Origin of the sequence: Zobellia uliginosa (genome assembly GCF_900156625.1) — a bacterium.
Classification (GTDB): domain Bacteria; phylum Bacteroidota; class Bacteroidia; order Flavobacteriales; family Flavobacteriaceae; genus Zobellia; species Zobellia uliginosa.
Genome location: NZ_FTOB01000004.1, coordinates 576,310 through 596,220, shown reverse-complemented (window position 1 = coordinate 596,220; position 19,911 = coordinate 576,310). Strand labels below are relative to the sequence as shown.

14 protein-coding genes are annotated in these 19,911 nt (G+C 44.3%); 5 read left to right on the top strand and 9 right to left on the bottom strand.

Annotation, left to right across the window (positions count from 1 at the left end):
• Positions 1–310: 310 nt before the first annotated feature.
• Entirely contained in the window at positions 311–2,263 is a 1,953-nt protein-coding gene (gene gyrB, locus BW980_RS15120; RefSeq protein ID WP_076456012.1) for a DNA topoisomerase (ATP-hydrolyzing) subunit B, read from the bottom strand.
• 350 nt (positions 2,264–2,613) lie between these two features.
• On the bottom strand, positions 2,614–4,278 hold the full coding sequence (asnB, locus tag BW980_RS15115; protein WP_076456011.1) for an asparagine synthase B: 1,665 nt from the start codon (positions 4,276–4,278) through the stop codon (positions 2,614–2,616).
• Positions 4,279–4,517: 239 nt separating this feature from the next.
• Here asnB and BW980_RS15110 point away from each other — a divergent pair, with 239 nt between their 5' ends.
• Complete coding sequence (locus BW980_RS15110) at positions 4,518–5,066, top strand: DUF2911 domain-containing protein (RefSeq protein ID WP_076456010.1); 549 nt, start codon at positions 4,518–4,520, stop codon at positions 5,064–5,066.
• Between the two features lie 59 nt (positions 5,067–5,125).
• On the opposite strand, the gene BW980_RS15105 is transcribed toward BW980_RS15110, so the two are convergent.
• From BW980_RS15105 to BW980_RS15095, 3 genes are all read right to left on the bottom strand, one after another.
• Positions 5,126–6,745: an amidohydrolase gene (locus BW980_RS15105; protein ID WP_076456009.1), complete on the bottom strand. Its 1,620-nt coding sequence runs from the start codon at positions 6,743–6,745 to the stop codon at positions 5,126–5,128.
• Between the two features lie 75 nt (positions 6,746–6,820).
• Positions 6,821–7,252 carry a hypothetical protein gene (locus BW980_RS15100; protein WP_076456008.1) on the bottom strand — a complete coding sequence of 144 codons (432 nt, stop codon included), beginning with the start codon at positions 7,250–7,252 and terminating at the stop codon, positions 6,821–6,823.
• Between the two features lie 66 nt (positions 7,253–7,318).
• Entirely contained in the window at positions 7,319–8,083 is a 765-nt protein-coding gene (locus BW980_RS15095) for an NYN domain-containing protein (RefSeq protein ID WP_076456291.1), read from the bottom strand.
• A 164-nt stretch (positions 8,084–8,247) separates the two neighbouring features.
• On the opposite strand from BW980_RS15095, the gene BW980_RS15090 reads away from it, so the two are divergent.
• Positions 8,248–9,036 (top strand): NIPSNAP family protein, encoded by a 789-nt coding sequence (locus BW980_RS15090; protein WP_076456007.1) that lies wholly within the window; start codon positions 8,248–8,250, stop codon positions 9,034–9,036.
• 14 nt (positions 9,037–9,050) lie between these two features.
• On the opposite strand, the gene BW980_RS15085 is transcribed toward BW980_RS15090, so the two are convergent.
• The 4 genes from BW980_RS15085 to BW980_RS15070 all read right to left on the bottom strand — a co-directional run bounded on the left by BW980_RS15085 (position 9,051) and on the right by BW980_RS15070 (position 16,745).
• Positions 9,051–10,172: an OmpA family protein gene (locus BW980_RS15085; protein ID WP_083690495.1), complete on the bottom strand. Its 1,122-nt coding sequence runs from the start codon at positions 10,170–10,172 to the stop codon at positions 9,051–9,053.
• 103 nt (positions 10,173–10,275) lie between these two features.
• Positions 10,276–11,754, bottom strand: coding sequence for a hypothetical protein (locus tag BW980_RS22190; RefSeq protein ID WP_083690494.1), 1,479 nt, complete (start codon positions 11,752–11,754; stop codon positions 10,276–10,278).
• A gap of 120 nt (positions 11,755–11,874) precedes the next feature.
• Positions 11,875–13,629, bottom strand: coding sequence for a TonB-dependent receptor (locus BW980_RS15075; protein ID WP_076456288.1), 1,755 nt, complete (start codon positions 13,627–13,629; stop codon positions 11,875–11,877).
• A gap of 98 nt (positions 13,630–13,727) precedes the next feature.
• Positions 13,728–16,745: a tetratricopeptide repeat protein gene (locus BW980_RS15070; protein ID WP_076456006.1), complete on the bottom strand. Its 3,018-nt coding sequence runs from the start codon at positions 16,743–16,745 to the stop codon at positions 13,728–13,730.
• Positions 16,746–17,043: 298 nt separating this feature from the next.
• Between BW980_RS15070 and BW980_RS15065 the strand changes: the two genes are divergently transcribed.
• The 3 genes from BW980_RS15065 to BW980_RS22185 all read left to right on the top strand — a co-directional run bounded on the left by BW980_RS15065 (position 17,044) and on the right by BW980_RS22185 (position 19,881).
• Positions 17,044–17,727 carry a cell division ATP-binding protein FtsE gene (locus tag BW980_RS15065; RefSeq protein ID WP_013994079.1) on the top strand — a complete coding sequence of 228 codons (684 nt, stop codon included), beginning with the start codon at positions 17,044–17,046 and terminating at the stop codon, positions 17,725–17,727.
• A 159-nt stretch (positions 17,728–17,886) separates the two neighbouring features.
• Positions 17,887–18,972 carry an endonuclease/exonuclease/phosphatase family protein gene (locus BW980_RS15060; RefSeq protein ID WP_076456005.1) on the top strand — a complete coding sequence of 362 codons (1,086 nt, stop codon included), beginning with the start codon at positions 17,887–17,889 and terminating at the stop codon, positions 18,970–18,972.
• A gap of 93 nt (positions 18,973–19,065) precedes the next feature.
• On the top strand, positions 19,066–19,881 hold the full coding sequence (locus tag BW980_RS22185) for an NUDIX hydrolase (protein WP_083690493.1): 816 nt from the start codon (positions 19,066–19,068) through the stop codon (positions 19,879–19,881).
• The last annotated feature ends 30 nt before the right edge of the window (positions 19,882–19,911 follow it).

Sequence of the window (19,911 nt, the reverse complement as noted above, 5' to 3'; positions counted from 1 at the left end):
AAACGATGGCCCCACCCGATAACCGCAGGATGTAGACCACAATGACAAGCCGCAAGAACACAAGCCTACAACAATAAATTATCCAGCCCAATAACTCGAGAAAGCCTCAAGGCGCTACCCCTATCGAACCGAGGAAATGCCAGCACATCATCGGTAAACCACCTAAAACCCCATCCTTTTTTCCGTACAACAGAGTAAACAAGGTAAGGGGACCCGAAATCGCATCCTAGGTTTAGGGGTGTAGCAATACCCCTAAAACAGTTCGTCCGCCAATTGGCGGACGAATATTTGTTGTAAAAAAACCTAATTCCTATGCGTCAATATTCGCATAAACGGCATTTTTCTCGATAAATTCCCTACGAGGAGGAACTTCATCGCCCATCAACATGGAGAATACCCTATCGGTTTCGGTTGCATTGTCTATTGTAATCTGACGCAAGGTCCTAAACTCAGGGTTCATGGTAGTATCCCACAATTGCTCCGCGTTCATCTCACCCAGACCTTTATAACGTTGAATACTCACACTTCCATTATAACTATCGGCAATTTCATCACGCTCCTTGTCAGACCAGGCATAACGTTTCTTTGAACCTTTTTTCACCAAGTACAATGGCGGGGTCGCTATATAAACGTGTCCACCTTCTATAAGCTCTCGCATATATCTAAAGAAGAAGGTCAAAATCAAGGTTTCAATGTGACTACCGTCAACATCGGCATCACACATGATTACCACCTTATGGTAACGCAGTTTTTCAAGGTTCAACGCCTTGCTATCATCTTCGGTACCTATGGTAACCCCCAATGCGGTGTAAATGTTCTTTATTTCCTCGTTTTCAAAGACCTTATGTTGCATAGCCTTTTCAACGTTCAGAATCTTACCCCTCAAAGGTAGGATTGCTTGAAATTTACGGTCACGGCCCATTTTTGCCGTACCCCCCGCAGAATCCCCCTCGACAAGAAAGACTTCACATTGTGCAGGATCTTGTTCGGAGCAATCCGAAAGTTTTCCGGGCAGACCACCTATACTCATAACGGTCTTACGTTGTACCATCTCACGAGCTTTGGTAGCGGCATGACGCGCCTGTGCGGCAAGAATTACCTTTTGCACGATAACCTTGGCATCATCAGGATGTTCTTCCAAATAATCGGACAACATCTCGGACACCGCCTGCGAAACCGCCGAAGATACTTCCCGGTTTCCTAATTTAGTTTTTGTCTGGCCCTCAAACTGAGGCTCGGCCACCTTAACGGAAACGATAGCGGTAAGACCTTCCCTAAAGTCATCTCCCTGAACCTCGAATTTCAACTTCTCGAGCATTCCCGAAGCATCGGCATATTTTTTCAAAGTAGTCGTCAGCCCCCTTCTAAAACCAGAAAGGTGCGTACCCCCTTCATGTGTATTGATATTGTTTACATACGAGTGTAGGTTTTCGGTATAACTCGTATTGTAGATCATGGCCACTTCAACAGGAATGTCGTTTTTCTCGCCTTCCATTGAAATCACACTCTGGATCAAAGGTTCACGATTGCCATCTAGGAACTTAACAAATTCCTTAAGACCTTCATCCGAATAAAAGGTTTCGGAAAGGAATTCACCTTTCTCGTCTTTTTGCCTTCTATCGGTGATACTGATAGTCACACCTTTGTTCAAGAACGAAAGCTCTCGCATTCGGTTCGCCAAAGTTTCGTAACTATATTCTATGGTTTGCTGAAAAATTTGATCATCGGGATGAAAGGTTACCATGGTCCCCCTTTCTTCGGTCTCACCGATACTCTTTACGGGATATAACGCTTTTCCGCGCTCGTATTCCTGCTCCCAAATCTTACCATCCCTATATACGGTCGCCTTCAACCTATCAGAAAGGGCGTTCACTACGGAAACACCCACCCCGTGAAGTCCCCCGGAAACCTTATAGGAGTCTTTATCGAACTTACCACCGGCACCGATTTTGGTCATTACCACCTCAAGAGCGGAGATACCTTCCTTTTTATGTAAGTCCACTGGAATACCCCTACCGTTATCACGGGTAGTAATGGAGTTATCTTCGTTTATGATGACATGGATTGTATCACAATGACCGCCCATAGCTTCATCTATGGAGTTGTCAACCACCTCATAAACCAAATGGTGAAGACCTCTAACGCCTACATCACCGATATACATAGATGGACGCATACGCACATGCTCCATTCCCTCAAGGGCCTGGATACTGTCCGCCGAATATTGTTTTTTGTTTTCTTCCTTATTTGCTTCTTCGCTCATAAAATTAACTGGTTGTTAGACTTAATTTTTGGCAATCTCACAAATATACGCATAACCCCATAGAATATAGGGCTGTGACACAGTTATAACCCCTAAGTTATCAACAAAGATTGTGGAAAATTACAATCACGGAAAACCACTTTGAACTATATGGTTTTAAAGCCTTTGTTTCCCGGATTAAAATCAAAAAAGCAAAGGTTTCGGCCATCCATCAGAGGCTACATCTTTTTTACCCCTTGATGAAGACCGACCCCTACCGGACCTATAACCGTAAATAAAAAGACCTGCCGGCACTTATAGCGCAGCAGGTCATTTCCTAGCTAATTAAATGATTATTGTCCTAATCTTTTCTAATAGGCGTCATCGTGAACGTTTGCCACAGCCCTACCGGATGGATCGTTCATATTTTTAAAAGCTTCATCCCACTCAAGGGCGATTTGGGTGCTACAGGCCACCGAGGCTTCCTGAGGAACACATAGGGCCGCTGCATCGGATGGAAAATGCGATTCAAAAATAGAACGGTAGTAGAATTCCTCTTTCGATGTCGGTGTTTGGACAGGGAAGCGGAACTTGGCATTGGCCAATTGCTCATCGGTCACTTCTTCGTTCACGATTTCCTTTAAGGTATCGATCCAACTATACCCAACACCATCTGAAAACTGTTCCTTTTGACGCCACGCCACGCTTTCGGGAAGCATATCCTCAAAAGCCTTTCTGACCACCCATTTCTCCATACGTTCGCCATTGATCATCTTATCTTTAGGGTTGATACGCATGGCCACATCCATAAATTCTTTGTCTAGGAAGGGCACACGACCTTCAATACCCCAAGCCGCAAGCGATTTGTTGGCACGGAGACAATCGTACATATGCAATTTACTTAGCTTACGTACCGTTTCTTCATGAAACTCTTTGTCGTTCGGCGCCTTGTGGAAGTACAGGTATCCACCGAAAAGTTCATCGGCCCCTTCACCGGAAAGTACCATTTTTATACCCATGGACTTGATGACCCTAGCCATAAGGTACATAGGCGTAGAAGCCCTAATGGTAGTTATGTCATAGGTCTCTAAGTTATAGACCACATCCTTGATGGCATCTAACCCTTCTTGGATGGTAAATTTGATTTCGTGGTGTACCGTACCGATATGATCCGCCACTTTTTGGGCTGCCGCCAAGTCAGGCGACCCCTCAAGACCTACAGAGAAAGAATGCAACTGAGGCCACCAAGCATCGGTAGTGTCACCGGACTCGATACGTTTCTGAGCGTATTTCTTGGCAATGGCCGAAGTAACCGAGGAATCGAGCCCCCCTGACAACAACACACCATAAGGTACATCGGACATTAATTGACGGTGTACCGCCGCTTCCAAGGCCTCCTTGACCTCTTGAATGCTAGTTTCGTTTTCCTTTACGGCATCGTACTCCATCCAATCCCTTGAATACCATCTTTTGAACTCCCCATCCTCACTGCTCAAATAATGCCCCGGAGGAAAAAGTTCTATTTTGGTGCAGGTACCTTCCAAAGCTTTCAATTCCGAAGCTACATAGAACGTACCGTTCTGATCCCATCCGATATACAATGGAATAATTCCCATATGGTCACGGGCCACAAAATAAGAATCGTTCTCGGTATCGTAGATGGCAAAACCAAATATACCGTTCATCTCATCAAGGAAATCGGCTCCCTTTTCTTGGTAAAGGGCCAAAATCACCTCACAATCGGATTCGGTCTGAAAATTATACTTTCCGTCGAATTGCTTCCGCAATTCCCTATGGTTATAGATTTCGCCATTAGCGGCCAAAACCAATTTATTATCTTCACTGAACAAGGGTTGCTTACCTGAAGCGGGATCAACAATGGCCAGACGCTCATGGGCCAATATAGCCTTCCCATCTGCATAAATACCACTCCAATCCGGGCCACGGTGACGAATTTTTTTAGACATCTCCAACAACTGGGGTCTTAAAACATCTGAACTTTCCTTTAAATCAAATGCACATACAATTCCACACATAACGCTTTGTTTATTTCTAATTTGAAAGCAAAAATGCAACTAAACTTTCATTTATAAAACACAAACACCACTAATGATTTCATATTAACACATAAAAACCCATTTCAACTTAATTATATTATTCTTTTGGCCGATTTCTTTTAAAAATCATCTTTTCTGTAAGTACTATTAATTTTAACGACTTTTTAATTGATTTTACCTTGAATACTAATTAGATTTATCACAAAACAAACACAATTATGAAAAAAGCACTTTTTGTAGCCTTTATGGCCCTTACGATGACCGTTTCAACCGATGCTATTGCGCAGAAATTCAGCGGATTGGACAAAAGCCCGATGGATATGGCCTCTTACCCTACCGATTACAAGATTTCCGAAAAAACGGTACGTATCATCTACAGCCGCCCACAGCTAAAGGGTCGTTCGCTATCTGAACTTACCCCTGCAGGAAAAGTATGGCGTACCGGCGCCAACGAAGCAGCGGAAATCACCTTTTACACCGACGTAGTTTTTGGCGGAAAACAAATCAAAGCGGGATCATATTCCATCTTTACCATACCTGGGGAAAGCGAATGGACCGTTATTTTGAACAAAAACCTGAATCAATGGGGTTCCTATTCGTATGATGAAAGTGCCGATGTTGCACGTGTTAAGGTTCCTAGTTCCAAAGATTCGAATTCCTTGGAAGAATTCTCCATCGCTTTTAAAGAAGCAGGAGCTGGTTTTGAAATGGTAATGGGATGGGACAAAACCCGAGTGGCCGTTCCGATTGCCGGAGCAAAAATGTAATTACACCTGAAACCTGACAATAAGAAAAGCCGAAGTAGTTTACTTCGGCTTTTTTATTTTTAATGTAGCCGTTTCCCGGCGATATAGGTCTGTTCCACCTTGATTTCCGGTACTTTTTCTATGGGCACTTCCATAAGATTATCGCTATAGACGACAAAATCGGCAAACTTCCCCACTTCTACACTCCCCTTCTCATCTTCCTCAAAGTTGGAGTAAGCTGCCCATAGGCTCATCCCCTTTAAGGTTTCCTCCCGGGTCAGAGCTTCTTTGATCCGATAGCCCCCTTTGGGGTAATCTTCCAAATCTTTTCGGGCTACCGCAGCATAAAAGGTAAGAAGCGGATTCACCTTTTCCACGGGAAAATCGGTACCCAGGGCAATGGTTCCCGCTTTATCCAACAAGGTCTTATAGGCATACGCCCCTTTTTCGCGTTCCTCCCCAATTCTATCCTTAGCCCAGTACATATCACTGGTAGCGTGCGTAGGTTGCACGGAAGGAATAATACCATTCTTAAAATAATCGAAATTTTCAGGAGATATAATCTGCGCGTGTTCTACCTTCCAGCGCCTATCTTTTTGGCCTTTTAGCGCTTTCTCATAAGCCCTCAAAACCACCACGTTGGCCGAATCGCCAATAGCATGGGTGTTCATCTGGAAATCGGTTTTGGCAATAGATTGGGCGAGATTCTCTATTTGGGACACCGGCGTAACCATGGCCCCAAAATGACCGGGCATATCGGAGTAAGGTTCCCGCAAAGCGGCACCCCTAGACCCCAAGGCCCCATCACCGTATACTTTAACCGAGCGCACATTTAAACGTTCAGTCTTATAGGGCTTGCGTTTTAAATAATACTTTAAGTTACTTTCCCACGCGCCTATCATAGCATACACCCGAATGGACAGGTCTCCGGTCTGATGAAGACTGTCGATGAGCTCAATAGCCGATCGATCAAGTCCCGCATCATTTACCGTGGTAAGACCATAATCCAAACAAATACGTTCCGCATCCTTTAGGGCCTTAATTCGGTCGGCCATATCCCCAGCGGGGATTACGGCATAGACCATATCCATAGGGTTATCGACCAATACCCCTGTCAACTTTCCGTCTTGCTTAACGATTTCACCACCTTCGACCTTGGTATCGACACCAATACCCGCCCTATCCAAGGCCTTTTGGTTGACCAAGAGCGCGTGCCCATCGATTCGGCTTAAGGCTATAGGGGTATCGGGAAACAGGGCATCTAGTTTTTCCTTGGTCGGAAATTCCTTGACCTCCCAATCATTTTGGTCCCAACCCGCCCCTAGAATAAAATCCCTAGGCCGGCTTTCCTGAAAGGCCTTGACCTTTTCAAGTACCTCATCATAGCTCTTGGTTCCGGTCAAATCGACCACCTGTTGTTTTTGGCCCAATCCGTAAAAATGGCAATGGGCATCAATAAGCCCGGGAGTTATCGTTTTCCCTTGGGCATCTACTATAGTATCGGAAGTATATTTTTCTTGGATTTCTACAGAAGTTCCTACGGCTATAAACTTTCCGTTTTGCACGGCAAAAGCTTCGGCCTTGGTAAATCCACTATCTACCGTATAGACATTGGCATTGACAACGATTAAATCCACCTTATCCTTGGCAGGTTGGAACCCCATAAGACAGAGGCATGCCAGAAGCAATATTTTTTTCATAACCCAGTGTGTTTTAACCCTATAAATATACACATTATCAGGTTGACCACTAGGCCACTTAAAATTCGAGAGAACCTACATCACTTTCAACCTATCGGCCTTTATGCCAAAAGTGCCGTCAGCGGAAGTATAGGTTCCGTTCAAGGTATCACCTTTTACCGTGAGCTCCACATCAAAAGTAACACCTTCATAAGTGAACTTAAAACGAATGGTACTTCCCGATACTTTCACATTTTGACCAAAAACATCGGCTTCCTCAAACTTGACCACCACCTTGTTCTGTCCGTTTTCCTCAAAAATAGCGAGTCCTCCCCTGCGATATTGTTCAGGAGCGCTTTCCGCAGTATAGCCCCATCTTCCGTGAAGTCCGTTTTCTTGCACCGGAAAAACCATAATCTCGAACGGATTATCAACAATTGTGGGGTTGGCTACACTTAGGGTAGGTACAAGCAAAGCACCGGCCAATAGGGCAAATAGATTTTTCTTTATAACTCTCATATCTTCCATGGATGAATTTCATTAGGCCCCGTTCTAAAAGGAGCCTATCTAACTAAAACGAACATATGGTCCTTATTATTTTGTAGATCGCGATTTAGCCTTTTCTGCCATTTTCACGTAAATGAGTTTTTTACGGCCCTTTGAATCTTCGCGTCGTTCCACTTCTATTGATTTTATGGAGCTTATCAATGGGGTTAACTTTTGAAAACCATAGTTCCTAGAATCGAAATTCGGCTGTTTTTTCTGTAAAAGACTGCCCACATCGCCTAAAAAGGCCCAACCATCGTCATCGGCCACATCGTCTATAGTAGAGGCAATCAAGCGTATTTCCTTGGCCGTTATCCTATCGACATTACTCTTTGCCGTTTTTTGATTTTTTGTACTGACGGTATTATCTTCTTCCTCTTCGTCCTTTTTAAGGATCTCAATGTATATAAACTTATCACAGGCCACAATAAAGGGGTTGGGTGTTTTCTTTTCCCCTATACCAAAAACCTGCATTCCCGCTTCGCGCAATCGCGTGGCCAAACGTGTAAAATCGCTATCACTGCTCACAAGACAAAAACCATTGACCTTGCCCGAATACAAAATATCCATGGCATCAATGATCATAGCCGAATCGGTAGCGTTCTTACCCTGGGTATAGCCATACTGTTGAATGGGGGTTATGGCATTTTCCAAAAGCACGTTTTTCCACTTTCCAAGACGAGGGTTGGTCCAATCCCCATAAATACGTTTTATCGTAGGGTTTCCATATTTGGCAATTTCCTCCATCATTTCCTTAACATAGGCCGAAGGAATATTATCACCATCTATAAGTACCGCAAGATTTAAATCCATATTCATTTTCTTTATTGCAAGATACATCGATTCTTTCAAAAAAACGAGACAATGCCACATCGAAAGAAGGGCGTCAATGAATTGGCCCTCATCTTGCTTATAATTAGGTTTTAAAGGGCTTCTTTGTTAAGTTTGATACATTCAACACCATATACACCTCCATCATGAAAAAATCGGTAAGCCCATTTTTTGTAACGACTATTTTAATTTTTGTGTTTGCCTTTTCTGTACAGGCCCAAGGGCAAGACCTCCAATTTTATCAATTAAAAACTTATTTTCTAAAGGACAGCCATCAAGAGAAAGTGGTCGACCAGTATTTAAAAGACGCCTACCTACCCGCCTTAAAGAGGAGTGGAATCGAAAACGTCGGGGTCTTCAAACCTATTCCCAACAAAGAAGATTCCGAGCTTAAAATATATGTACTGATACCTTTTGGCTCCCTTGAGCAATTTTTGACCATAGACCCTATGATCGCCCAAGACAAAAGCCATATCTCGGCCGGAGCCAACTACATTAACGCCTCCCACGACAAGCCACCATACGAACGTATCGGCTCAACCCTGATGAAGGCCTTTTCAGAAATGCCGACCATGAAGGCAAGTGAAATCACCGGCCCCAAAAAAGAACGTGTATACGAACTGAGGAGCTATGAATCGGCTACCGAGGCCTTATTTCAAAACAAGGTAGACATGTTCAATGCCGGAGGGGAAGTGGAACTTTTTGAATCTTTGGGCTTCAATGCCGTTTTTTATGCCGAAGTTCTGTCGGGCGACCGTATGCCCAACCTTATGTACATGACCACTTTCAAGGATATGGAATCAAGGGATGCCCATTGGGATGCCTTTAGAACCGCAAAAAAATGGTTAAAACTAAAGGCCGAACCAAAATATCAGAACAATGTAAGCAAGGCCGATATTATGTTACTCTACCCCACCGACTATTCCGATTATTAGAAAAAAAGTATAAATCAAGGCTTGGGGCCACGGATAACAAATTCGACCCTTCTGTTTCGTTTCCTTCCTTGGGCCGTAGCGTTACTGGCTATAGGTCGCTTGCCACCATACCCCTTCCAAGTCACCCGATTTTTTTCGAGTCCCAAATGAAGGAGGTAATCGGCCACCGCCTTGGCACGCCTTTCGGATAAGGACCGATTGTACTTTTCACTTCCTACGGTATCGGTATACCCGTTTATTGAAATACTCAAATCCTTATGTTCAGAAAGGTGGGAATAGACTCTGCCCACCTCTACTTTGGCGGCTTCAAGCAAGACAGCCTTATCGAAGGCAAAAAGCACGTCTTCAAATACATGGATCTTATCTAATTCAAAAGTTTTTGACGCCTTACCCACAATAGGGAGATCCACCTCTACCTTATCGCTCCGGTCTTCCACTACCTCTACCATATCAACATAGTAATAGGCCCCTTGTTTGGCGTTTCGTTTCGTCTGAAAAAGTCGCGTTCGGGAATTCCCCTTAAAGTTCCCCATAATCAAGTACTTTTCCGAGCCTTTTGCCTCAAACCGTGTATGCACCAATATCCAATCTTGGGTGTCGGAATAAAAATTGGAATAACCAATTTCGAGGTAGTTATAAACGTTATTCTTTTGCTGGTACAAGCGTTTTTTAGACAGTTCCTTTTTTATAGGAAGGGCAATTTTTTTGTTCGAGAAAAGCACCCCGAATTCCTTGACGGCAAAATCGGAACGTTCGGCCAAACTCACATAGAAGGAGACCTGATACCTAACCCCTTTGCGCAAGGTCTCTATCAATTCAACCTGAAAATATTCCCTGTAGTCATCGGGCGCGAACAAATAAAGTCCGGCATAACCTTTTCCGAAGTTTGCGGGTTGCACCCCATTAAAGTTCTTAGGGGTTCCCATTTCCGGGCTACAGCTATTAAAGTAATCGGTGGAGCCCGCAGTGGGCGTAGACCAACCTTCCACATCCGTACTAAAGTTACCGAGGTGCCCAGGGCAGTGCAGAAAGTTTTCAAAACTCGGATTAGGCACCAAATTTTGTGACCGTAAAGGAAGTGAAACACACATCCCAAGCCAAAGAAACATCATCTGCCTTAGTGGAAATCGGGCCATTTTAGCGCATTTAAATCTACCCTAAAATAGAAAAATAAAAAGTAGTGGATTTAGACGTCACAAAAACACCTTGTCCAAACGCGCTATAGGCGACAAAACTATTTTAGTCCAACGAGTCTATATAGGCCTGTATGAGGTCTACGCCTTCCGTATGCAATTCGGAAACCCCTACAAGCGGCATTGACGGACCATAACCGGGATCGGTTCCCACGCGAGATCGGATATCTTCTTTGAAATCTTCGATATTGCTTTCCGCATAGGAGGCCTCATATCTCAGGTCAGGTCGAAGTCCCTCGTTTGAAGAATGGTATCCCCCTGGCTGGTGGCAATGCGCACAATTGACATCCATATACGCCTTGGCACGCTCCTCAAGCGTAAAAGAATCATCGATCCAATCGGGAAGCGTTTCGATTTCCGCAACCGAAGGTGCCCCAGAAAGCAGGCCTCTGTCAATAAAATTCTGTAGTTGGTTTTTACCCTTGTAAACAAAGTTCAAGTTTCTCGCTTTTGGACCAATAGGCACGGTAGTACTGTTCAAGCCATGACACTGGGTACAATTGACCGAGTACGGCACCCTATACCCTACTGACTGGTTCTCTCCCTCACTATCGACCCAACTTACTTGTACCGTGGGGGCCTCAACACTTAAAACTGCTTCGGTCTGGGCTTCGTTCCAGAGGTAATTGCCCATGCTCCAAGCACCGTTAGTCTTGATCAACACACGGGTTTCAATTATTTTTTTTCCTAGGGACGGATCTCTTTCATCGTTATAATAGAAGAAGGTCTTACTGATTACGGTACTATCAGGAAATTCCAAAAGGCCTTCCCCATTGTAAGTCATTTGCTCCCCTTCAGGAAGCGATATGGTCCGGAATTTCTGGGCATAATCGGTATACAGCGGCGTAGTCAAACTGTATTCATAAGATGTATTATTAGGAATCAAATCGGCTGGGTTGCCCCTAAATATTTTTAAGTCGGCCAAGGTCGGAAGAAAATCGGCGACGGCATATACCGTATCGTACAAGTAGGGATTGCTACCCGATGTAGCCTCATCACCGTTATTTACACCATCATCATCGCAGTCGGCATTTTTCCATATGCCATGTGCCGCATTGTAACCGGTATAATCTTCATTTTGCACGGGATCACAAGGATCGTTTTTATCGGTTCCGTCAAGGTCTTCCTGAAAATCAAGAACCCCATCACCATCGCTATCGGTAATTTCGTTTACATAGGGATCCGTACCATTGGCCAGCTCATCGGCATTCGTAATTCCATCGGTATCGCAATCGCCACTCAACCAAATACCATTATTGGCATCGTAGCCCGTGTAACCCGCTCCCTGTTCGGGATCACAGGGATTGCTCTTACCAGTGCCATCGAGAAGCTCTTTCTGATCCGAAATACCATCACCATCGGTATCGATATCGGAAGTGGTTGTCGTATCATCGGAGCCACAAGCGGCAAGCGCCACCACCAAAGCCAGACTACCCAAGCGGGCTACTTTCCTTTTAAAGGATAAACTAGAAAAAACCGAAATAGCGTACAGAGCTATCGATTCACTGAAGTGGTTGCGGAGCATGTTCAATTTTCTTTAAGCAATACTACCAAAAGTAGCTAATCTGGTATGAACCAGTGCAGTCCATAGACGAGAGCCTAAAAAAAATCGGTCGAATACACTTTACCGTATTTCACAAACGGATTACAAATCGAATTTATAGGTCAATCCCCCCATAACCTGCAATCCCTGAACGGGATAGTTGGCCCAACGTTGGTAGTTATTGTTGGCGATATTCGCCACCTTCAAGAAAAAGGAAAGTTGGTCGTTCCAGCGGTATCCGACATGAAAATTTGCATCAAAATACCCGTCTAAGGTAATCGGGGTCGCGAAAAAGTCGGCAGGGTTGCCACTGGCCGTAGCAATGGTAGCGACATCATCCCTCTCCCCTACATAAAACAGGTTTGCACCAGCATACCATTTTTCGCCGATCTGATAATCCATAAACAGCGAACTGGTTAGGTTGGGCAAGTTCCAAGCGGGGTTATCGGTTTCGGTATTATAATTAAAGTATTCTACGTTGACCCCTAAGGTAAAGTTGCGGTTCACATCGACATTCAACTCCCCAAAAGCCCCAATGGTCTTGACATCATCATAGAACACCTCAAAGGAGTTACTGTAATAGTATCCTTTTTCATCGGTTCTTGCATCGTTTCTAGGGTTGAGCTTATAAAGCGCCTTTCTGTTTTCGGTAGTATAACTAAGTTTTGCATTATAGCTCAAATTAGGCAAAATCTGACCTTTTAGACCTACATAGGCATCATATTGCTTATCGGTAGGAACAATGGTCAAAGTCGGCGACACGTAGGGATTGTCTTCCACAAAACCGTAATAGGAGTTTTGCATCAAATCCCCCTCTACCCCACCATACAATATGGCCATATCATCCAACAATCTATAAGATGCGGTGACCGCGGGATAGATATAAAAATTACCGTCGCTGTTTTCCATATCAAGGCCGTAAACAAGGTTCACCCCTAGGTTCAAGGAAAAATCCGCGTTGGCCAATGCCAAGCTCGGGCTAATACCTACTTGAAGGTTGCTGTAATCTATTCCGGGCGTATTGACGGGGTTATTCAGACTGGCGTTTTCGAAACTACCGCTCACATAATCGACCTTAGCTTTGATTCCTAGGTTTTCCTCGGCTACGGGAAACGAAAAGCCGGTTTTGAGAACGGCCCTGTTTTCACCGGATTTCACGGCATCCCAAAACCTTCGGTACTCTAGTTTTGCATTTTCAAAGTACGAATCCTCTACATTGATGTGCCCCGATGCTTCAGCCATATAATAATTTTGACGTTCATCGATGGCCTCTACCTCTTCTTTGGTAAAAGTAGCATCGGGAATACCGTACCAATTGTACAATTGGTGCTGCGCCCCAATGTTTACGCCCCAATCAAAATCGCTATCGCGTTTGGTATAAGTGGCGTCTAGCTCAGTATTCGAATAAATATTGTCTAGGGCCACACCATCAATATCGCCACGGGAAGAATTATGCCCCAAGCCCAATGTGTAACCAGACTCGCGGTCGATAGTCCTACTGGTGTAAAACTTTCCCATTAAATTGGCAGGGTTGCCCACCCCGGCCGAAGCATATGAATTGTACAATACGGGCGGCGGGGTTTTCTTTACGGCAGAAGCCTTACCCTTTGCCGGGGTAAAGGTCGAAGCCACCGGAACCGAAAAAATACTATAGTTTATCTTTTTCTTTTGCAAGACGATGGAATCGTTAAGATTGGGCATGGTCTTGATTTTAAAGGCATCGTTGATCGTTGGCGTATAGGCCTTGGTAACGGTAACGGTTTCAGTACCTATATCGTCTTTTTCCTCTTCTTGCGCCATGGCAAATTGAAAGACACCGGTAAGAAAAATAAGGCTAAGCTTTATATGTTTGTGCATTCTGTGTTCTTTTTTGAATTTACACCTGTAAAACGAAGCCGGTTCTATAGGGCCCCGTTCAAATTCAATTTTCAATCGTGTTTAATCTATTTTCAATTTCAATCGGTTCTCACTGATGAATTGCTCTTGGCCTCCTTGGCTTTGATAATCGACAATTCACTTTTGGCTTCCGACACAATTTCGGCATACTGGCCGAAGTTGCCGATTACGCTATCTAAAATATAGGTCGCCTGATATGCATCTCCCAAGGCGTAGAAGTTCTTGGCCATAATGATCAAGCCTTTTCCGCCCCATTCCTTATAGCCCGAATAGTCTTTCGCCAATTTCTGGACAGATATGTTCGAGTTCTCATAATCTTGGGCCTTGCTCTTAAAATAGGCATCGTAGTAAAGGGCTTCGGCCGCCGTTGCCCCCGAGGCAATTTTCAACACATCGGCATAGGCCTGTTCGGCCTTGGCCTCATCGCCCGTGGCAATGGCCGAACGCGCTATCATGATCTGTGCGTCACTTTTAATACGGTTATCGATGATCGGTGTAGCCAATACCTTTTCCGCATAGGCCAAGGTTTTATCGTAATCCTTTTGTTCGTAGTAGCCCTTCATAAGGTTCGACTGGGCAAAGGTTCGGTTTTGCTGAATGTCGGCTTGGCTTTCCAAACGCTGCAAATAGGGCAATGCCGTTGCATAGTCTTGTTTCCCGATATAAATTTCACAAACCCTGGTCAAGGACTGCTCTGCAAACTCACTGCCCAATTTATCGGCAACGAAGGTGTAGTAAGGCAATGCCTTTTCCTTTTCGCCCTTTGCAAAATAGAGTTGGGCCAGATTAAAGTTGGCCTTAACCGAATGCAAACCGTTAGGGAATTGTTTGATATAACTCTCATAGCCCTTTATGGCCGCATCTTTTTTGCCTTCCATATTCTGCTTATCGGCAGACTCAAAAGTGGCATTATCGAGCTCACTATCGCTCACCTCAACAAAATCGAGTTTTTGCACCCACTCGCCATACTCATCTACGCGACCTAAATCTACGTAGATCAACTTAGCGGTGGCCACGGCCTGAATCGCTTCTTGGGTATTGGGAAAATTATGTACAACGGACTTAAATTCGGTCAAGGCCTGTTCGTTTCGGTTGGCGTTATAATGAACCAGACCTTGGCGCATCATGGCCTGTGGCACCAACGAGCTTCCCTTGTATTCGTTGATCAGACGTTGGTAAGTCTGAAGTCCCTGCTGTTCCTGCCCCGTAGAGATCAAGGTATTGGCCAACTCAAAGAGGGCGTCATCCTTCAAGCTCGATTTCGGATAGGCCGAAACAAACCTTCGCAACTCTTCGATCTTGGTATCGCGACGATCTACAAAACCATAGCTGATCCCTTTTTGGTACGCAGCGTAATCTTTTTCCGGTCCGGATAAGGAAAGGGCCTTGTTGTAGGTTTCAATGGCCGGCCAATATTTACTTGTTACGAAGTAACTATCGCCTAAACGCAAGTAACCATCGTATAGTTTCTGTGTATCCTTGGATCCCGCACTCGTAAAATTACCAAAGTACGATATCGCGTTACCATAATCCTTCAACTTGAAGTAGGTGTAAGCCAAGTTATAATCGAGCTCTTTATATTCTTCGGTAGATTTCGCCGCCGAATTTTGTTGAAACTGGATATAGTCTACCAAGGCATCGTCATAGTTATTGAGGGCATATTCCGCCTCGGCTTTCCAATAGTTGGCCTTGGCCCTAAAAAGATGGTCTTCGGCACTCGCCAATGACTTTCCTAAGTTCTCGGCCGCAGCTTGGTAATCACCGTTCATAAACAATTCTATCCCGCGGTAATACGCTACTTTTTGATAGGTAGCCTTACTGGCATAGTTTTTATTTTTCTCAAGCAGCTCCATCGCCCCCGCAAAGTTCTTGGAAGTAATATACGAGTCTACCAAAAGCTCTTGCATTTCTTCCCTATGGGCACTGTCAGGATATTTATCCAAATAATCGGTAATAACCTGGGGAACCGGCTCATAGGCATTTCCCACCTCATAACTCAAACGGGCATAGTTCAAATAGGCATCCTTTTGAATCTCTTGCGAGAAATCCATTTGGGAAGCATTTCTAAACGCATTGAGGGCTTCCTGTTTTTTATCTAATTTTAAATAACACTCCGCCAAGTGGTAATAGGCGTTTTGGGAAACGCTATTGGTACCCCCTATGATTTTATTGAACTGTTGTACTGCATTGGCATAGTCGCCCTGCTTGTAGTACGAGTATCCTAAAAGATAGTAATCGGTATTGCTCCACTTCCCCTTTTTGCCCTTGTAATCCTCAAGGTAGGGAACTGCACTGGCATAGTCCTTCAAATTAAAATAGCTCTCCCCTATGATCTTGCTGAGTTCCGATTTTTCTTTACGGTCGCCCTTGGCCATTTGTTTCTTTGCCAAAGCAATGGCCTGATCGAACTTACCCAGTTTAAAGTTCATATCGGCCTGATAATAATCCATTTTTTCTTCAAGAATTTCAGGATCTTGAATTTGGTCAAAACGTTGGTTGGCCGTTTCGTAATCATCTTGCTGATAGGCGATATATCCCATGTAGTACTTGGCCTGAGATCCGTAGACAGGTGAATTTTCAACTTTTTGAAGATAGCTCTCGGCCTGTTTTTGCTTTCCAGAGGAAAAAAGGGAATACCCATAGTTGAAATTGAATTTGTCCATCTCTTTTCGGGACAGCGCCCCTTGATCGACTTTATTGTACCACTTCAGGGCATGCGGATATTTTCCGGTTTCAAAATAATACTCGGCCACGTCTACATAGGCAGAGTTTCTTTTCGTAGAGGTGGGATAATTGGCCACGAAATCTTCCATCAACCTATCGGCCCCGAGCTGGTTCAAACGCACCGCCGCATTGGCCTCATAATAGGCACTGTTGGCCTTGGTCTCTAGATTATCGGTATTTTCCTTGACCTTCGCAAAGATAGATTGTGCCGCTTGGTATTGCTCATTGTTGTAGAGCGCCAGGGCATCTTGATATTCTTTTTGATCGTGAGTGTAAATTTTAGTTTCTTGAGCAACTCCCATAGAAACCATTCCCAGAAAAACAGGGATAAAAGCGGTGATTTTTTTTAGCATAGTGTTCTAACTAGAAATATGTATTACCGTTAATTAAATTAATAACGTTGAATATTGTATCTAAGTATGCGATGCTTCTGTTTTCCCCCTGATTTAAGCACATCACATCGAATGATCTAAAGCCACATCAAAAAACAGACCAAAGAAAAAGATTTTGGCAACGACTGACATAGGTTCGTGATTAACTTATTACTTTTATATCAACGTTAAAAAATCAAAGTTCGAGATTTGAAGGGCACGATAAGCCCCTTTAACGATTGATTAACAAAATTCAACTTAAAAACCGGTACCCCTACGTATGTCAGAAACGATTTTAGAGCTTAAGGATGCAGCTATTTTTCAAAAGGACAGTCTTGTACTGAACGAAGTGACCCTTGATGTAAGAAAGGGCGAATTCGTTTATTTGATAGGAAAGACAGGAAGCGGAAAGAGTAGCTTTATGAAGACCCTCTACGGTGACCTTCCCCTAAAACAAGGCACCGGAAGCATCGTTGGTTTCGACCTCACCAAATTGCGCGAAAAAGAAATACCCTACCTGCGGCGCAAGATAGGCATCGTCTTTCAAGACTTTAAACTGTTGCCCGATAGGAATATCAACAAAAACCTTCATTTTGTTCTCAAGGCCACCGGCTGGAAAGACTCCCATAAAATGAACCAAAAAATCGAGGAGGTACTGAATAAAGTAGGCATGAAGACCAAAGGCTTCAAGTTTCCCCACCAGCTGTCGGGCGGGGAGCAACAACGTGTAGCCATCGCCAGGGCCCTCTTGAACGACCCCGAACTTATCTTGGCCGACGAACCTACGGGTAACCTAGATCCGCAAACCAGTGTAGAGGTCATGAAAGTATTGCAGGAAATCCATAAATCGGGCCGTTCCATTCTGATGGCCACGCACGATTATGCCTTAATTCTAAAATATCCGTCCAAAACCCTGAAGTGCGACGGAAATAAAATCTTCGAGGTCGTACAGCGAGCCGTATAGCACTGTCTACCAACTATACACAAAACCACCATATCCTTACAAAACTACAGGGTATGAGGCCCTCTGTTTCCTTAACTTTAGGAAAGAAGTCTGCTTTTGCCATCTTTATGGTGCGGGGCATGGCCCATTTGCAAATTAACTTTCTAAAACCTAAACGTTATGCCCCATATCAATTTCGCCTGGTGGAACCTTCAGAACTTTTTCGATACCGATGACGACCCGATTTCGAACGACTTTAGTTTTACGCCGGCAGCAGGTTGGACCGAAGCCGTCTTCGACATCAAAAAAGAGCGCCTGGCCGAAGGATTAAACCTCATCTGGCCCAATGAACAGATCGACCTGTTGACCGTTTGCGAAATAGAAAAGGATACCCTACTACAAAGTTTGCTCGACGAAGCCGGCATGAACCACCTCAAAGTAGTATTTGACGCCTCGGGAACAAGTGACCTCAGAGGTATTGATGTAGCCATGGCCTATAACCCCGACAAGCTTACGGTAGTTTCAAGAACCTCACATCTTGTTCATCTTAGGTACCGTACCCGCGATATTTTTGAAGTAGTCTTTAAAATCAATGCCACAAACGAAGAATTTGTGGTCATTGCCTCCCACTGGCCTTCGCGAAGCAGGGGACAATACCATTCGGAACCCCTACGTATTGCCGTGGCCGAGCATATCGCTTTTTTGGTGGAAGCCCATACCAAGGTAGATTCCACTACCTACGAAACGCTCCAGGCCAACAACGACCTGGCGGCCATTCAAAATAAATGGGAAGGAAAGGTACTCGTAGTGGGCGATTTTAACGACGAACCTTTTGACCGCAGTGTGGTACAGCATTTAAAAGCCTCAAGGGACCTTGACAAGGTAAAGGGAGCCACCAACGATTTTGACAAATTTGTACCAACCTATCAGTACCGGAGCAGGGAGACTTTTTTATACAACCTCAGCACTACCCTTCTTAACAAATCGTCATCGGGAAATACGGGCACCTATTTTTTAAGCGGATTGTTCGATGGCACGGTGTTCGCCAACCGCTATCAAATGTTAGATCAGCTCGTAGTAAGCCGCGGATTCTTGTCCGGTAACGGACTTACCGCCGACATAGATACCTTTGATATCATCGATGACCGTACTTTGGCAACCTCTAGCGGGAGACCTAGATCCTTTCAATACAAATCGAAGAAGCCCAACTATGTACCCAAGGGCTGTTCCGACCACCTTCCCTTAAAATTAAAGCTTAACTACTGAGAATCGCGTATAAAGCATGTTGTAATTCCCCGAAACCGGTATCTTTAAAACCAAATAAAAGATTAGCCGTTTTGCCGGCCTCAAGCCTACATCATGATTTTAAAAAAGCAAACCTACAGACCCGACAAGCCAACGAACCCTTTTATCGGGGCGCTGCTGTTTCTGATTTCCATTATCTTACTATTGATTACCGGTCCGATCGGCTTTATTTACGGTATATTTCACAGCCTGTTCACCCGAGGGGCAAAAGGCATTGGCGAATATCTATTGAAAATTGCCATTTCCATTGACCAACTGGGCAATGTTATGATGCAACACGTCCTGAACCTACTTTGGACCAATGAAAACGGCTATAAATTCGGCAATAGGGACGAAACCATTTCAAGTGCCTTGGGCCGTAACAAAAAGTTGGGCACCCTCACCGCTCCCGGAAAACTCATCGACAAAATTCTCGACACCATAGACCCCAACCACTCCCTAAACTCGATCGATTATTATGTAGAGCCTTCCGAAGACATAATAGACCACCTAGGGTGGATACATATTGAAAACGGACAGATACTTTGCTTAAAAAAGGCGGACGAGGACCTTTATTTCATTCCCAAAGGAATACGCACCATAGGCGAGAACGACGCCTTAAGCCTAGCGAAGCATACCAAGAGCATCCTCAATATAGAAATTGACATGCCCTCTATGCAATTCGTCGGGATCTTCGAAGCCCAAGCCAGCGGAAAGAAACCGGGTATTTTATCGCGAATGACCTGCTATACCGCCCAATACAAAGGTGAGCCACATACCGACCCAAAAATCAACCAAATAGCTTGGCTAAGCTATAAAGATAAACATCAACTGAGCGAAGTAGACCAATTGATTTTTGATATTCTGCACCGGAACGGTGAGCTTGCCTAAAATTGGTATATTTAGCTCTCATTCACCAAA

What these genes read in the sequence shown, in the direction of transcription:
- gyrB (WP_076456012.1), bottom strand. Translation starts at nt 2,263, where the DNA reads ATGAGCGAAGAAGCAAATAAGGAAGAAAACAAAAAACAATATTCGGCG.
- asnB (WP_076456011.1), bottom strand. Translation starts at nt 4,278, where the DNA reads ATGTGTGGAATTGTATGTGCATTTGATTTAAAGGAAAGTTCAGATGTT.
- BW980_RS15110 (WP_076456010.1), top strand. Translation starts at nt 4,518, where the DNA reads ATGAAAAAAGCACTTTTTGTAGCCTTTATGGCCCTTACGATGACCGTT.
- BW980_RS15105 (WP_076456009.1), bottom strand. Translation starts at nt 6,745, where the DNA reads ATGAAAAAAATATTGCTTCTGGCATGCCTCTGTCTTATGGGGTTCCAA.
- BW980_RS15100 (WP_076456008.1), bottom strand. Translation starts at nt 7,252, where the DNA reads ATGGAAGATATGAGAGTTATAAAGAAAAATCTATTTGCCCTATTGGCC.
- BW980_RS15095 (WP_076456291.1), bottom strand. Translation starts at nt 8,083, where the DNA reads ATGGATTTAAATCTTGCGGTACTTATAGATGGTGATAATATTCCTTCG.
- BW980_RS15090 (WP_076456007.1), top strand. Translation starts at nt 8,248, where the DNA reads ATGAAAAAATCGGTAAGCCCATTTTTTGTAACGACTATTTTAATTTTT.
- BW980_RS15085 (WP_083690495.1), bottom strand. Translation starts at nt 10,172, where the DNA reads ATGGCCCGATTTCCACTAAGGCAGATGATGTTTCTTTGGCTTGGGATG.
- BW980_RS22190 (WP_083690494.1), bottom strand. Translation starts at nt 11,754, where the DNA reads ATGCTCCGCAACCACTTCAGTGAATCGATAGCTCTGTACGCTATTTCG.
- BW980_RS15075 (WP_076456288.1), bottom strand. Translation starts at nt 13,629, where the DNA reads ATGCACAAACATATAAAGCTTAGCCTTATTTTTCTTACCGGTGTCTTT.
- BW980_RS15070 (WP_076456006.1), bottom strand. Translation starts at nt 16,745, where the DNA reads ATGCTAAAAAAAATCACCGCTTTTATCCCTGTTTTTCTGGGAATGGTT.
- BW980_RS15065 (WP_013994079.1), top strand. Translation starts at nt 17,044, where the DNA reads ATGTCAGAAACGATTTTAGAGCTTAAGGATGCAGCTATTTTTCAAAAG.
- BW980_RS15060 (WP_076456005.1), top strand. Translation starts at nt 17,887, where the DNA reads ATGCCCCATATCAATTTCGCCTGGTGGAACCTTCAGAACTTTTTCGAT.
- BW980_RS22185 (WP_083690493.1), top strand. Translation starts at nt 19,066, where the DNA reads ATGATTTTAAAAAAGCAAACCTACAGACCCGACAAGCCAACGAACCCT.